The organism is Paenibacillus sp. LPE1-1-1.1 (assembly GCF_040676435.1).
Lineage (GTDB): Bacteria > Bacillota > Bacilli > Paenibacillales > Paenibacillaceae > Pristimantibacillus.
In genome coordinates this window covers 469,264-482,869 of the sequence record NZ_JBEGHY010000034.1, presented here as the reverse complement: position 1 = coordinate 482,869, position 13,606 = coordinate 469,264, and the positions used below count along the sequence as shown (strand labels likewise).

15 protein-coding genes are annotated in these 13,606 nt (G+C 49.7%); 5 read left to right on the top strand and 10 right to left on the bottom strand.

The features are described from left to right. Positions 1–282 precede the first annotated feature (282 nt). Entirely contained in the window at positions 283–579 is a 297-nt protein-coding gene (locus tag MRBLPE1_RS25280; protein ID WP_364150794.1) for a hypothetical protein, read from the bottom strand. A 182-nt stretch (positions 580–761) separates the two neighbouring features. Between MRBLPE1_RS25280 and MRBLPE1_RS25275 the strand changes: the two genes are divergently transcribed. Further along, positions 762–1,223 carry a Dps family protein gene (locus MRBLPE1_RS25275; RefSeq protein WP_364150791.1) on the top strand — a complete coding sequence of 154 codons (462 nt, stop codon included), beginning with the start codon at positions 762–764 and terminating at the stop codon, positions 1,221–1,223. 307 nt (positions 1,224–1,530) lie between these two features. Here the strand turns inward: MRBLPE1_RS25275 and MRBLPE1_RS25270 are convergent, their stop codons facing one another. Both MRBLPE1_RS25270 and MRBLPE1_RS25265 read right to left on the bottom strand, forming a co-directional pair. Next, a complete protein-coding gene (locus tag MRBLPE1_RS25270) occupies positions 1,531–2,163 on the bottom strand; it encodes a fumarylacetoacetate hydrolase family protein (RefSeq protein ID WP_364150788.1) in 633 nt (210 codons plus the stop codon). Positions 2,164–2,206: 43 nt separating this feature from the next. Further along, the gene (locus MRBLPE1_RS25265) at positions 2,207–4,141 is read right to left on the bottom strand and encodes an ABC-F family ATP-binding cassette domain-containing protein (RefSeq protein ID WP_364150786.1); all 1,935 of its coding nucleotides are present in this window, start codon (positions 4,139–4,141) and stop codon (positions 2,207–2,209) included. Between the two features lie 187 nt (positions 4,142–4,328). Here MRBLPE1_RS25265 and MRBLPE1_RS25260 point away from each other — a divergent pair, with 187 nt between their 5' ends. Next, positions 4,329–4,889 carry a guanylate kinase gene (locus MRBLPE1_RS25260; protein ID WP_364150783.1) on the top strand — a complete coding sequence of 187 codons (561 nt, stop codon included), beginning with the start codon at positions 4,329–4,331 and terminating at the stop codon, positions 4,887–4,889. A gap of 125 nt (positions 4,890–5,014) precedes the next feature. Here MRBLPE1_RS25260 and fumC read toward each other — a convergent pair whose 3' ends face one another. From fumC to MRBLPE1_RS25240, 4 genes are all read right to left on the bottom strand, one after another. After that, entirely contained in the window at positions 5,015–6,400 is a 1,386-nt protein-coding gene (gene fumC / locus MRBLPE1_RS25255) for a class II fumarate hydratase (RefSeq protein ID WP_364150780.1), read from the bottom strand. Between the two features lie 103 nt (positions 6,401–6,503). After that, positions 6,504–7,379: a glycoside hydrolase family 43 protein gene (locus tag MRBLPE1_RS25250; RefSeq protein ID WP_364150777.1), complete on the bottom strand. Its 876-nt coding sequence runs from the start codon at positions 7,377–7,379 to the stop codon at positions 6,504–6,506. Positions 7,380–7,472: 93 nt separating this feature from the next. Beyond that, positions 7,473–8,141, bottom strand: coding sequence for a bifunctional 2-keto-4-hydroxyglutarate aldolase/2-keto-3-deoxy-6-phosphogluconate aldolase (locus tag MRBLPE1_RS25245; protein WP_308994975.1), 669 nt, complete (start codon positions 8,139–8,141; stop codon positions 7,473–7,475). Positions 8,142–8,239: 98 nt separating this feature from the next. Beyond that, positions 8,240–8,551, bottom strand: a complete 312-nt coding sequence (locus tag MRBLPE1_RS25240) for a Dabb family protein (RefSeq protein ID WP_364150774.1) — start codon at positions 8,549–8,551, stop codon at positions 8,240–8,242. Positions 8,552–8,748: 197 nt separating this feature from the next. Between MRBLPE1_RS25240 and MRBLPE1_RS25235 the strand changes: the two genes are divergently transcribed. Together MRBLPE1_RS25235 and MRBLPE1_RS25230 are read left to right on the top strand one after the other, a co-directional pair. Beyond that, positions 8,749–9,651, top strand: coding sequence for a manganese catalase family protein (locus tag MRBLPE1_RS25235; RefSeq protein WP_364150771.1), 903 nt, complete (start codon positions 8,749–8,751; stop codon positions 9,649–9,651). Positions 9,652–9,817: 166 nt separating this feature from the next. After that, entirely contained in the window at positions 9,818–10,486 is a 669-nt protein-coding gene (locus MRBLPE1_RS25230; protein WP_364150769.1) for a hypothetical protein, read from the top strand. 292 nt (positions 10,487–10,778) lie between these two features. On the opposite strand, the gene MRBLPE1_RS25225 is transcribed toward MRBLPE1_RS25230, so the two are convergent. From MRBLPE1_RS25225 to MRBLPE1_RS25215, 3 genes are all read right to left on the bottom strand, one after another. Continuing rightward, the gene (locus MRBLPE1_RS25225) at positions 10,779–10,901 is read right to left on the bottom strand and encodes a hypothetical protein (RefSeq protein ID WP_364150766.1); all 123 of its coding nucleotides are present in this window, start codon (positions 10,899–10,901) and stop codon (positions 10,779–10,781) included. Between the two features lie 678 nt (positions 10,902–11,579). After that, entirely contained in the window at positions 11,580–11,831 is a 252-nt protein-coding gene (locus MRBLPE1_RS25220; protein ID WP_364150763.1) for a hypothetical protein, read from the bottom strand. Between the two features lie 105 nt (positions 11,832–11,936). Next, positions 11,937–12,230, bottom strand: a complete 294-nt coding sequence (locus MRBLPE1_RS25215) for a hypothetical protein (protein ID WP_364150760.1) — start codon at positions 12,228–12,230, stop codon at positions 11,937–11,939. Positions 12,231–12,431: 201 nt separating this feature from the next. Here MRBLPE1_RS25215 and MRBLPE1_RS25210 point away from each other — a divergent pair, with 201 nt between their 5' ends. After that, on the top strand, positions 12,432–13,571 hold the full coding sequence (locus tag MRBLPE1_RS25210; protein WP_364150757.1) for a winged helix DNA-binding domain-containing protein: 1,140 nt from the start codon (positions 12,432–12,434) through the stop codon (positions 13,569–13,571). Positions 13,572–13,606 lie beyond the last annotated feature (35 nt).

Below are 13,606 nucleotides of genomic sequence, written 5' to 3'. Positions count from 1 at the left end.
GTTGTTTGGGTTGTTTGGGTTGTTTGGGTTGTTTGGGTTGTTTGGGTTGTTTGGGTTGTTTGGGTTGTTTGGGTTGTTTGGGTTGTTTGGGTTGAATAGGTAGATGATGTGGATTAGACTAATCTGTCAGATCGGGGCATATCGAAAAGAACCAATATCGACCCAAACCAATCTACACAGGCTACAATGTATTAAATACAACAGAAGCTCACTCCTATCCACCAATTCTTGCCTGCACTGCAGTTTAGGCATTCTAATTGGTCCTTTAGCGCCAAATGCTACTTAGATGAGCCCAACCATTGCACAAACTGCACTGTAGCTACGGAAAGCGAGACTAACCATTGATTCTGTTGCACAAACTACAATGTAGCTCAGCTTGGCGCGCGTGTAGATTGGGGTATATAGTTCCGAAGGAACGTTAATCCGATTAATAGTTAATATACCTGTATATAATAAAAGCGCATCGACTGAATCAGCCGATGCGCTTTTTTCTTTCACTCGAACACAATGGCCACCTCTGACTCTTCTATTACCAAGCTCCTGCCGCTGCTTTTCTACTTCTCCATAATTTTTTTCCACATCATGTTCCTCCACCTGTTTCACATCACTCAAATGAGTGTATTAGTATTGACAAGGAACAAGTTATTTGTAATAATTATAAATAAGGAATTGATCTAAATCAAAAGAACGTTTTTCTCCTTATTTATTCCGTATTCACTTCCTGTTAATAGCGCAAACTACCATCAGAAAGGATGATTAATATGGCTACAGCAACAACTACAAAATCGACAACCGTACAACAGCACCTCAACCAACAAATCGCAAACTGGAGCTTGCTTTACATCAAACTCCATAATTATCATTGGTATGTGAAGGGGTCTCAGTTTTTCACTCTACATGTTAAATTTCAAGAGCTATATGAGGAGGCTGCACTCCACGTTGATGAGCTCGCAGAGCGTCTGCTTGCCTTGAAGGGCAAGCCTATCGCAACGATGAAGGAGCATTTGAAAACCTCCAGCATCGAGGAAGCATCCAATAAAGAGGATGCAACTCAAATGGTCGATCAATTAATCGCGGATTTCACGACAATTATCGGCGAGCTGAAGGAAGGCATGGCGGCCGCACAGGAGGCTGAGGATGAAACGACAGCTGACATGATGTTGGCGATTCATACCACGCTTGAGAAACATGTTTGGATGCTTAGTGCATTTAACAGCAAATAAGCTGTTTTCATCGTAAAAAGAGGGTGTCTCAGCCGCGACTACGCTGCTGGGGCACCCTCTTTTGGGTCGAATAGGGCAATCACAGGTCCAACCACATCAGCCAATATCCGCGCCGAACTCAAGCGCATTCCTGCAGCAGCTCTTCCTCATCCTTAATCCATACCACTTTCAGCATTCACTCACGCTCCCATAGTCAACCAGTCACGCTACCGAACATTAAATGCTCATATAAAAAAGACAGCTCTTCCAAGTAAGGAAGAGCTGTCTTCTTGTAACCATTATTTAGGCCTGAAAGCTTGGTCCTAATTTACACCAGCGTAACGCTGCAGCTGCCGACAGGCTTGCCTGCCCACTGCGCTTGCAGCTGATCGCCTTCATGCAAAGCCGCTACGCCGGCCGGCGTTCCCGTATACAGAATATCACCGACGCCTAGTCCGTAGTTCTCGCCTACGTATTGAATCAGCTCTGCTACGCCAAACAGCATATCGCCCGCTTTGCCGCGCTGCGCTTCTTCTCCATTGCGCAGAAGCACGAACTCCGTCTCCGCAAGCGCAGCCGCACCCGGATATGGCAGCCATTCGCCGAGCGGAGCTGAGCTTTTGAAGCCTTTTGCGGCAAGCCACGGCTGGCCTTTTGCCTTCAGCTTAGACTGCACATCGCGAAGCGTTAAGTCCAGCCCAAGCGCCATGCCGTCAATGCATTGCTCCGTATCGATGCCCGACTCGTAAGCCCGGCCGATACGCAGCACGATTTCCAGCTCAAAATGCACCTCGCCCACATTCCCCGGAAGCGCAACGACATTTCCGGCCATCGGAACGACGGCGTGAGACGGCTTCGTGAACACAAGCGGCTCCTCAGGAACCTCATTGCCGAGCTCCAATGCGTGAAGCTTATAGTTGCGGCCAATACAATAAATATTACGAATCTCGTTATTGCTCATGAACAACGCCGCCTCCCTGTCCTATAATTTATGCTGCAGCCGCTTATTTCTGAGCTGCGATCTGCTCGGCCAATTCATTCAGCTCTGCCCAGCGGTCCATTAGCTTCTCCAGCTTCTCTTCCAGCTGCTGCTGCTCTGCTGCAAGCTCCTGCAGACGCGAGGAGTCGCTGCTTGCCGCTTCCATGCGGCCTGCGATTTCACTGATTTCGTTTTCCGCGTCTTCAATCCAGCCGTCGATTTGCTCGAAATCCTTCTGGTCCTTGTAAGACATTTTTAGCGTACGCTCTTTGCCTGCCGCTTTCGCTGGAGCATCCGGGATGCTTGGGGCAACTGCCGCAGGCGTTTTCGGAGCAGAGGCTGCAGCCGGCGCAGCTGTGCCGTGCTTTGCGACAAACTCCTGATAGTCCGTATAATTGCCGGTATGATGCGTAATAACGCCATCGCCTTCAAAAGCGACTATTTTATCGACTGTACGGTCGAGGAAATACCGGTCATGGGAAACCACGAACACGACTCCCGGAAAATCGTCCAAATAATCCTCAAGCACGGTAAGCGTCGAAATATCGAGATCATTCGTCGGCTCATCCAACAGCAGTACGTTCGGCGCATTCATCAGCACGCGCAAAAGCTGCAAACGGCGCTTCTCTCCTCCGGACAGCTTGGAAATCGGCGTCCACTGCATCGTCGGCGAAAATAGGAACCGCTCCAGCATCTGACCCGCTGATATTGTCGTGCCATCCGCCGTTTTCACCTGTTCCGCGCCCTCGCGAATATATTCAATCACGCGCAGCGATTGATCCATTTCCTCGTGCTCCTGCGAGAACCAGCCAAGCTTAACCGTAGCGCCAAGCTCGACCGTGCCCTCATCCGGCGTTAATTGGCCGGTTATTAGCTTCAGCAGCGTAGATTTCCCGCTTCCGTTGCGGCCGACAATGCCGACCCGATCCTCAGGAACCGCAATATAACTGAAATCACGAATCAGCGTACGATCGCCGAAGCGCTTCGTTACTTCTTCGATTTCTACGATTTTGCGCCCCAATCTCGTCGAAGCCACCGATACGTCCATCTTCCCGCCCGCTTGCTTCGGCGCATCCGCCTTCAACGCTTCGAAACGATCGATACGCGCTTTTTGCTTTGTCGTTCTCGCCTTTGCGCCGCGTCTAATCCATGAGAGCTCGTTGCGCAGCAGGTTCTGCCGCTTCGATTCCGTCGCAGCTTCCCGTTCTTCGCGGTCCAGCTTCAGCTCCAGGAAGCGGCTGTAGTTCGCTTGATAGAAATGGGCTTGCCCTTTATCCAGCTCGATCACTCTATTGCTGACACGATCAAGGAAATAGCGGTCATGCGTAATCATGAGGAGCGCGCCTCTGCGCTTTTGCAGCATACCTTCCAGCCAAGCCACGGAATCATTATCAATATGGTTCGTAGGCTCATCGAGAATAAGCACATCCGATGGAAGCAAGAGCGCTGCCGCCATAGCGACACGCTTGCGCTGACCGCCCGACAAGGTCTCGACCTTCGCATCAAAATCATAAATACCCAGCTTGGACAATGCCATCTTCGCGTCGCTCTCCAGCTGCCAGGCATCAAACTCATCCATCAGCTGGTTGGCTTTAATGAGCTGCTCCTGAAGCACCGCGTCGCTAGGCTTGAGCTCAATGGCTTCCATTGCCGCGGCATAGGCTTGAACGGCTCTTAGCTGCGGAGAATCGCCACCCAGCACATGCTCAAGCGTGGTTTCATTCGGTGCAAAAACCGGATCCTGTGCCAGCATTCTGACCGTTACCCGGTTGCCGATGGACACGATGCCGGAATCTGCCGGCTCAAGGCCCGCGATCACCTTAAGGAAGGTTGACTTCCCCGTCCCGTTCACGCCAATGATGCCTACTTTATCGCCATCCTCTACGCCGAACGTGACATTTTCGAACAATAGCTTCTCGCCATAGCTCTTTGTTATATGTTCTACAGACAATAAATGCATGAGGCAAACCTACTTTTTTTGAAATAGTATAGCTGCAACAGCAGCCACTCGTATCATACCACAAAAAGGCTTTATCTTCACTTTGCGCAGGCTTTGGCAGCCCGTCTCCCCCTCACGAAATAGCAGTCATTATTGACCCGGTTTATGTCGATATAACAAGTAAGAGGAAAGGAAGGAGTGATCCCTAATGGGTAAACCCTATTTATTTCTATTTACCGGCACAAGCGGTTCCGGCCGCAAGACCGCGGCACATAAAGCCCTGCAAGGCTCCGGTATCCTGCATATCCCCTCCTGCACCGACCGGCCGCCGCGCGACAAAGAGCGTCCCGATATGGACTACCGCTATGTCAGCAAAGAGCAATTCGATCTATTGGCAGCGGACGGCTTCTTCACCGAACTGGTCAAAATTGATCAGCACCGCTACGGAATCGGCCGGCGTTATCTCGATTTGGCGCTTCAAGCCGGCAACAGCGTCTATCTTATTCTTAACCGCGAGGGCGCGGATACGATTCGCAAGCTTTACGGCGAGCGTGCCATCCGGATTTTTCTGTACGTCGACAAGAAAACGGTATCCGAACGACTAGAAAGCAAAGGCACGAGCTATGAGATTATCAACAGCTACCTTAGCCATTATTCCGAAGAGGTCACCTATCGCAAATCCTGTGAGCATATTATCGAAAATTTGTCGCTCGAGCGGACGGCCCAGCAAATCCGTGCCATTATAGATAGCTATCTTAAGCCAAACTAGGCCAACAGAAGCACTAATAATTAAGCAAGCATGAACGGCTGCCGCCGTCATATAAACTCATATCTATAAAAAAAGGGCCTGCGCTTCGTCTCCAAAAAGACGGTGCAGGCCCTTTCCGTTATAAATTAACGTTTGCCGATCATGTTCTCAGGTCGTACAAACTCATCGAACTGCTCGGATGTAAGCAAGCCGCTTGCGATAGCCGACTCTTTGAGCGTAAGACCTTTTTTATGCGCGTTTTTCGCGATTGCAGCCGCATTCTCATAACCGATGTGCGGGTTAAGCGCCGTAACGAGCATAAGCGATTGATCAAGATTGCGCTTGATTGCCGCTTCGTTCGGCTCAATGCCGACCGCGCAATTATCGTTGAACGATACCATGCCGTCAGCAAGCAGCGCTACGGATTGCAGGAAGTTATAGATGATAACAGGCTTGAATACGTTAAGCTCGAAGTTACCTTGGCTTGCCGCCATCGAAATCGCCGTATCGTTACCGATGACTTGGCAAACCGCCATCGTCAAGGCTTCACTTTGGGTTGGATTCACTTTACCCGGCATAATCGAGCTGCCCGGCTCATTCTCTGGAATCGAAATTTCGCCGATGCCGCAGCGCGGTCCGCTGGCCAGCCATCTCACATCATTCGCGATTTTCATTAAATCCGCCGCCAGCGCTTTAACCGCGCCGTGCGTGTACACGATTTGGTCATGGCTTGTCAGCGAGTGGAATTTGTTCTCCGCCGTCACGAAGGTTTTGCCGGTAAGCGACGAGACTTCCTCTGCTACCGCAACGGCAAAGTCCGGATGAGCGTTAAGGCCTGTACCAACCGCAGTACCGCCAAGCGCTAGATCACGCATCGTTTCCACGCTTTGAACAAGCATGGCACGCGTTCTGTCCAGCATCGAGTACCAGCCGCTAATTTCTTGGCCAAGCGTGATTGGCGTCGCATCTTGGAGATGCGTACGGCCGATTTTTACGAGATCGTTGAATTTCTCCGCTTTTGCGCGAAGCGTACCGTTAAGCAGGTCAAGCGAAGGGAGCAAACGGTCTTCCAGGGCGATAACGCCGGCGATGTGCATCGCTGCAGGGAAGGTATCGTTCGAGCTTTGCGAACGGTTAACATCATCGTTCGGGTGAATGCGCACATCGCTGCCGCGTTCAGCAAGCAAGCCGTTCGCACGGTTAGCGATTACCTCGTTTACGTTCATGTTCGTTTGCGTGCCGCTGCCTGTTTGCCATACGACTAGCGGAAAATGGTCATCCCATTTGCCTGCAACGATCTCATCTACGGCCTCGCCGATAATGGCTGATTTCGCCGCATCCAGCACGCCAAGCTTCTCGTTGGCTTGCGCTGCTGCTTTTTTGATATATGCCATGGCATATACGACTTCGATCGGCATGCGCTCGCCGCTGATTTTAAAGTTTTGCAGGCTTCTTTGCGTTTGAGCGCCCCACAGCTTGTCTGCAGGAACCTGAATTTCACCCATTGTGTCCTTCTCAATCCGATAATCCATTTCTTGAACGACTCCTTTAATCAATTGGTTTGTCTCTTCATGACCCTGTTTCTGTTATAACGCTATTCCCGTCCAGAATCAAGCAATGCGGCGTATTCTTCTTCTAGGACTTTCTTTGCAGCGTTCCATTTGCCTCGATGACTTCGATAAAGACAGCCCGTTCCTCCGGCTGATTGTTAGGCGTATGCATGGCCAGCATGAGACGTCCTTCAAAGGATCGGAACAGCATGCCGTGCCCGCCGTCCTCGGGAAACAGCGTCTCTTCATCCTGCTTCCAAGGCCCCTCTACCCTACCGCTTTCCGAGCGGGCGATACCGATTGCATAACCGTTCTTCGATCCGCTAGACCACAGCATGAGCAGCTCGTCCGCTTGATTTCTGAACAGGAACGGCCCATCCGTTACATAAACATCCTTGTCATCTCCGCCAGCCGCCGACCAAGGCGCTTCCGATGCCGAGAACAGCGTGATCGGCTCTCCTGCTGCTTCGCTCAGATCCGAAGTGAGCGGAATGGCGCACATTTTCCCATCCCTCACCTGTACCCACTCATGGCAAAACACCATCCACGGCGTTCCATTCTCGTCGATATGCAGCGTTCCGTCGAGACATTCCCACTCCGCCGGCGTAACGGGATTTTTGCTAAGGGGCTTAAAGGGGCCAACCGGACTTTCCGCGATCAATACTTGCGTGGCCCGGCGTTTATCGTCCGACTTAAAGGATGCAAACATATAATAGCTGTCTTGATAAAAATACACCTCAGGCGCCCAGAAGTGATGATCCGCCCAGAATCCGGGCTCCGGCCTAAACGCTGGAAAAGGCCCCTCCCACTGCTCCAGATCCGTGCTGCGATACGTATTAAAGCCGGTTCCCGGACCGGACCACACGGTTTCGTCTGTCGTACCGTATAGGTAATAACAGCCCGCTTCCTCATCGACAAGAATAAACGGATCCCGAATGCGGATATCTTCACGTTTTAACATTAGCTCATTTCTCCTTTAGTAGCTCGATGTTTTAGGCATGCCTTTGAAAAAAATACCCTGACAGAGGTTAAGCTTCTCTGTCAGGGTATTTGGCTACAGCCCTTTCGCTTCGCGGTAAGCCGTGATATAAGCAGCCGCCTTCTTCTCGATGAGCGAGAAGTCGCCGGTTTTCACGGCATCCTTCGTCAGGTCGGAACCAATTCCGACCGCTACCGCGCCGGCCTTGATCCAGTCCTTCAAATTGTCGAGCGATACGCCGCCTGTCGGCATCACGTTTGCCTGAGGCAGCGGTCCTTTTATAGAAGGAATCACGCTCGGAGAGTAAAGGTTGCCTGGGAATAGCTTCACGATATCGACGCCAAGCTCAAGTGCCGTTTGAATTTCGTGTATCGTCATGGTACCTGGCAAAATCGGAATCGCATAACGGTTACAAAGCTTAATTGTATCCGGGTTAAGAGCAGGAGATACGACATATTCGGCACCTGCCAAAATGGCTGCGCGTGCCGTTTCCGGATCAAGCACTGTACCCACGCCGATGATCGCAAAGTTATCCGCATCAGGTGATACGGAGCTTGAATATTCCTTCGATAATTGCTCGATTGCGCGAAGCGCGAAAGGCACCGTCATCGTAATCTCGATGGCTTTGATTCCGCCCTTGATCGCGCGGCGCGACATTTCCACAACTTCCTCTGGCGAGTCTGCGCGCAGCACAGCCACAACGCCGGCATCCGTCAGCTGTTGCAGCACTCTAAGCTTCTTCATCCGTTTGTCCCTCTTCCCATTATGTGCGTATTTGTTCGAAAATGTGCTATCTCTAACGCTCATTATATGATGTTTTAAACAATTCTTCAATCATTGTCCTATTTCGCGTAATCGATCTCTAGAAACTTTTCGACTTCGGTTACCCAGCGTTCATTCACAAATTGCACATGCAGCGGATGCTCGTTGTACGCATCATAATCAGCCTGATTCGCAAACTCCATGGCGAATCCATGACGGTAGTCGTTTTTCCCGCTTACCTGCTTATAAACCTGAAAGTTCGTTACCGTCGGAATCGAAGTTAAAATCCGCTCGCCGTCCTCCAAAAACTGACGCTCCGCCTCCGAGCCCTGCTCATGCTTTAAGTTGAAAATAACCGAATGCAGGATCCACTCTTTTGTTTGCGCTGACATCTAAATCGCTCCCTTTGCTCAATAAAATGAAATGATTCCTTTAAAAGTAACATAAACAAGCTGTTTAGTGGAGCGTTTTCATTTTGATTATTGTTGTATGAGGATCCTCTGACGCAGCACGATGCTGTTTAACTAATACAGAATAGGTTTAACTACATGAGGTAAGACAAGGTAGAAATTAGGAGGTTGAGAAACGTATGTTTAAACGTATGGATGAAATTTTGATCGAAATCCCTGATGTTGAGAAACCGGATCCTAACGCTGCTGCTGCCGTACAAGAACTTCTGGGCGGTAAGTTCGGAGAGATGTCAACGTTAAACAATTACCTGTATCAATCCTTTAACTTCCGTTCAAAAGAAAAACTTAAGCCTTTCTATGATTTGGTGATGAGTATCACAGCGGAAGAGCTTGGCCATGTCGAGCTTGTATCGCATGCCATCAACAAATGCTTGAGAGGCTCAACTGACTATAAAGAGCCGGACAAAACGCCGCTTGGCTCCGTTCAAGACGCACGTTTGTCTTATCACTTCCTTGCCGGGGCACAAGGCGCCATGCCGTTTGACTCCATGGGAAATCCGTGGACAGGCGCCAATGTGTTTAACAGCGGAAACCTGGTAGAGGATTTGCTGCATAACTTCTTCCTCGAATGTGGGGCTAGAACCCATAAAATGAAAGTATACGAAATGACCGACCACCCTGCTGCGCGCGCAGTCGTAGGTTTTCTCCTCGTTCGGGGCGGCGTCCATGTCGTTGCTTATGCCAAGGCGCTGGAGATTGCGACGGGCGTAAATGTAACGAAGTTAGTGCCGATTCCTTCCTTGAGCAACAAAGCATTTAACGAGGCTAGAAAATACGAAGAAAAAGGCGAGCACACGAAGCTGTACACTTGGAGCGAAAAGGACTTTACCACGATCGATCAGATCTGGAAGGGAACGCATCCCGAGGATGATCTTCCGCTTGAAGTCATTCAAGGCTCACCAAAAGGCTTCCCGATTCCTGAAGCTCCTTCCGTTGAAGAGGAATTCGCCCCTGGGATTTCCCCTGAGGACTTTAAAGCAATCGCCAAACGGCTTAAGCAGGCTGGTAATATTAAAGAGTAACCATATATCGAGGAGACCCTTGTTTGAGGCAGGGGTCTTTTATATAGAGATTTGTTCTTGGTCCTCAACTATATGAATGATATACTTGCAGCAGACGAAGAACGTCCTAAAGCCATTCCGATGGCTTCGGGGCGTTTTTTTTATTTTCAGAAGGAGGCATGTTGCAATGAGTGACTTTGAGCAATCTTATTGTGATTTTTTAGAGCTGCACGAGCGAAAAAGATCCGGGGAACGTAAAAGAAGGCTGGTCAGAGGGCATGGGTATGCCGAGAAACTGCTGCTCCAAAACGTATGGTGGCCGCTTTTCGGCAATTTCCATCACCTGCATCCCGAATACGAGATTTATGATTGGAACCGAAAATCACAGTTTCTCGATTTTGCTTTTCTGCCTGAGTTTGGACAGTTTGGGCTGGAATGCGATGGTTTTCAGAGTCACATTAAAGATATGGACAGAGAAAAGCACAGCTATGCCGTGAATCGTGATAATTTTTTGACCGCCATGGGCTGGAGGATGTTCCATTTCACGTTTGACGATGTACAGAAGCGTCCTGAAATATGTCGCATGCTGCTCCAAATGTCCCTTGCTCCTCATCTTATACGCGGCAGCTCCAGCACGCCAATCAACCTGAAAGAGCGGGAAGTCCTTCAATTAGCCTGGTCATTAGGCCGCAAAATACGCCCGATGGATGTCCAGAATCATCTGAACATGAATTTTCGCACAGCACGAATTAGACTTCAGTCGCTCGTCGAGAAAAAGCTGCTTCGTCCCATAGTCAACGGCAAGGACATACGCTTCTATGAACTCGCCGAAGGCTCCTTGGAATGTTTGTTGTAGATGCACGCAATGACCGCCGCTTAGGCCAAGCAGTTAGTTTTTGGTCCTTTGTTTGGTCCTTTGTTTGGTCCTTTGTTTGGTCTTTTGCTCATCTGATGCTACGTTGCAGTTCGTACACTAATCGTCTTTTAAGTAACCATGCACTTGCTACACTGCAGTTTCTGCAGCAGAATCAGTCCATTACGCCTCATTTCTCCTGATGAGGCGGTTTCTGCTGTACTTTCTGCAGCGTAGCACCTCACGTGCTCCACATATGCAGTTTCTGTTGTACAAAGTGCAGTGTACGCAGCGATTAATTGGTTAGTTGTTTTCGATATTCAGCAGTTTCAGTAGTATCAGTAGCATCAGCACTATCAGCAGTTCCAGTAGTTCCAGCAGTTTCAGCAGTAGTTCCTGCACCTGCAACTACCAGCACTAGAAGGTCCACCAACACCACCTCTCCAAACATTCACCCTCGCTACGTTGCAGTTTGTACACTCTAATCGTCTTTTAAGTAACCAAGCTCTTGCTACACTGCAGTTTCTGCAGCAGAATCAGTCCATTCCGCCTCATTTCCCTATATACAGCAGTTTCTGCTGTACTTTCTGCAGCGTAGCACCTCGTGCGCTCTAAATATGCGGTTTCTGTTGTACAAAGTGCAGTGTATACAGCGATTAATTAGTTAGATGTTTTTGATGTTCAATAGTATTAGTAGTATCAGCACTATCAGCACTTCCAGAAGTTCCAGAAGTTCCAGCAGTCTCAGCATTTACAGCTTATTCAGCACCGGCAGCAGTACCACCAACACCACCTCTCCAAACACTCACCTTCTCTACGTTGCAGTTTGTACACTCTAATCGTCTTTTAAGTAACCATGCACTTGCTACACTGCAGTTTCTGCAGCAGAATCAGTCCATTCCGCTTCATTTCTCCTGATGAGTCGGTTTCTGCTGTACTTTCTGCAGCGTAGCACCTTACTTGCTCCGAATATGCAGTTTCTGTTGTACAAAGTGCAGTGTACGCAGCGATTAATTGGATAGGTGTTTCGGTATTCAGCAGTTTCAGTAGTATCAGTCAGTAGTATCAGTCAGTAGTATCAGTAGTATCTGTTGTATCAGTCAGTAGTATCAGTAGTATCAGTAGTATCAGTAGTATCAGTTGTATCAGTTGTATCAGTAGTATCAGCAGTTTCAGTAGTATCAGTCAGCAGTATCAGTTGTATCAGCGCTATCAGCAGTTCCAGCAGTTCCAGCAGTTTCAGCAGTTTCAGCAGTTTCAGCAGTTTCAGCAGTTTCAGCAGTTTCAGCAGTTTCAGCAGTTTCAGCAGTTTCAGCACTATCAGCAGTTCCAGCAGTTCCAGAATCACCAGTAGTTCCTGCACCGGCAACTACCAGCACTAGCAGTACCACCAACACCCCCTCTCCAAACACTCACCATCGCTACGTTGCAGTTTGTACACTCTAATCGTCTTTTAAGTAACCATGCACTTGCTACACTGCAGTTTCTGCAGCAGAATCAGTCCATTACGCCTCATTTCTCCTGATGAGGCGGTTTCTGCTGTACTTTCTGCAGCGTAGCACCTCACGTGCTCCACATATGCAGTTTCTGTTGTACAAAGTGCAGTGTACGCAGCGATTAATTGGATAGGTGTTTCGGTATTCAGCAGTTTCAGTAATTTCAGTAATTTCAGTAATTTCAGTAGTTTCAGTAGTTTCAGCACTTTCCTCTCTTTCAGCACATCCAGCACATCCAGCACTTTCAGCATTTTCCTCTCTTTCAACATTTTCAGCACTTGCTCATTACCGGCAAGCAGCTATAGATTTGCTAGCTAGCTACACAGCGATACCGCCCGCAGCGAGTGAAAATAATTTCTTCGTCTCTAACCCTGTCACTATGCTGTCAGGGTTGATGAAATATAATTAAGCTAATAATGAGGATTAAGGAAGTTTAGGGGAGGTTTTGGAGTATGCGTATGCGGACATCTCAGCGCGCTGGCGCTGCTTCGGCAGCCGTTCTTAGTAAGCGGCAATTAAATCGCGCATTGCTGGATCGCCAGATGCTGCTTCAGCGCTCAAGCATTTCTGTGCTCGAGGCGATTGAACGGCTGGTAGCGATTCAAGCGCAGGCTCCAAATCCACCATACTTCGCATTATGGTCACGGCTCGAAGGCTTCTGCCACGAGCAGCTCTCTCATTTAATGAAGGAGCGGCAGGTCGTGCGTATTGCACTCATGCGCGCGACGATCCATTTGGTCAGCGCACGGGACTGCCTAGAAATGCGCCCCCTACTTGCAGCCGTTTTGGATAAAGGCCTGCGGAGCGCTTTCGGCAAAAAGCTGGCGGCATTAGATCTGGACGCGATTAGCGCAGCTGGCCGCGCCTTAGTCGAAGCGAAGCCGCGCACCTTCAACGAACTAGGCAAGCTGCTCGTAGAACAGCGGCCCGAAGCCGACCCTGCTGCGCTCAGTGCCATCATTCGGACGCTCGTCCCTCTCGTTCAAGTACCGCCGCGCGGGATATGGGGTACTAGCGGCCAAGCCGCGCATACCTCAGCGGAAGCTTGGCTCGGCGAGCCTCTCGCAGCCGCTCCTTCTCTTGATGAAATGCTTCTGCGCTACCTCGCAGCCTTCGGCCCGGCGACCGTCAAGGATATGCAGGTATGGTCGGGTCTGAGCAGGCTGCGCGACACGGTAGAAAACCTTCGCCCTAAGCTGCGTACCTTCTCCGACGAGAATGGCAATGAATTATTCGACCTGGCGAGTGTACCCTTGCCGCCGGCAGACACGATAGCTCCGCCGAGGTTCCTGTCCGAATTTGACAATATGCTGCTCTCTTACGCCGACCGCAGCCGCATCATGGATGAAAAGCATAAACCGCTAATATTCACGATAAACGGCATTATTCGGTCAACGTTTCTCATAGACGGATTTGTGCGCGGCACTTGGAAAATAGAACAAACGAACAAATCGGCTGCTTTGTTCATTCAACCCTTCGAGCGGCTGAGCACGGCGGATCAAGAAGCGTTGGCAGAAGAAGGGGCTAAGCTGCTCACATTTGCGGCACAATCCGCCGGCATACAGGAAATTCACTTCTTGGAATCGCAATAAGCCAATGGGCATGAACCCAAATGCTAACACGCTCC

What these genes read in the sequence shown, in the direction of transcription:
- MRBLPE1_RS25270 (WP_364150788.1), bottom strand. Translation starts at nt 2,163, where the DNA reads ATGAGCAATAACGAGATTCGTAATATTTATTGTATTGGCCGCAACTAT.
- MRBLPE1_RS25245 (WP_308994975.1), bottom strand. Translation starts at nt 8,141, where the DNA reads ATGAAGAAGCTTAGAGTGCTGCAACAGCTGACGGATGCCGGCGTTGTG.
- MRBLPE1_RS25230 (WP_364150769.1), top strand. Translation starts at nt 9,818, where the DNA reads ATGAGTGACTTTGAGCAATCTTATTGTGATTTTTTAGAGCTGCACGAG.
- MRBLPE1_RS25265 (WP_364150786.1), bottom strand. Translation starts at nt 4,141, where the DNA reads ATGCATTTATTGTCTGTAGAACATATAACAAAGAGCTATGGCGAGAAG.
- MRBLPE1_RS25240 (WP_364150774.1), bottom strand. Translation starts at nt 8,551, where the DNA reads ATGTCAGCGCAAACAAAAGAGTGGATCCTGCATTCGGTTATTTTCAAC.
- MRBLPE1_RS25235 (WP_364150771.1), top strand. Translation starts at nt 8,749, where the DNA reads ATGTTTAAACGTATGGATGAAATTTTGATCGAAATCCCTGATGTTGAG.
- MRBLPE1_RS25250 (WP_364150777.1), bottom strand. Translation starts at nt 7,379, where the DNA reads ATGTTAAAACGTGAAGATATCCGCATTCGGGATCCGTTTATTCTTGTC.
- MRBLPE1_RS25260 (WP_364150783.1), top strand. Translation starts at nt 4,329, where the DNA reads ATGGGTAAACCCTATTTATTTCTATTTACCGGCACAAGCGGTTCCGGC.
- MRBLPE1_RS25210 (WP_364150757.1), top strand. Translation starts at nt 12,432, where the DNA reads ATGCGTATGCGGACATCTCAGCGCGCTGGCGCTGCTTCGGCAGCCGTT.
- fumC (WP_364150780.1), bottom strand. Translation starts at nt 6,400, where the DNA reads ATGGATTATCGGATTGAGAAGGACACAATGGGTGAAATTCAGGTTCCT.
- MRBLPE1_RS25215 (WP_364150760.1), bottom strand. Translation starts at nt 12,230, where the DNA reads ATGCTGAAAGTGCTGGATGTGCTGGATGTGCTGAAAGAGAGGAAAGTG.
- MRBLPE1_RS25275 (WP_364150791.1), top strand. Translation starts at nt 762, where the DNA reads ATGGCTACAGCAACAACTACAAAATCGACAACCGTACAACAGCACCTC.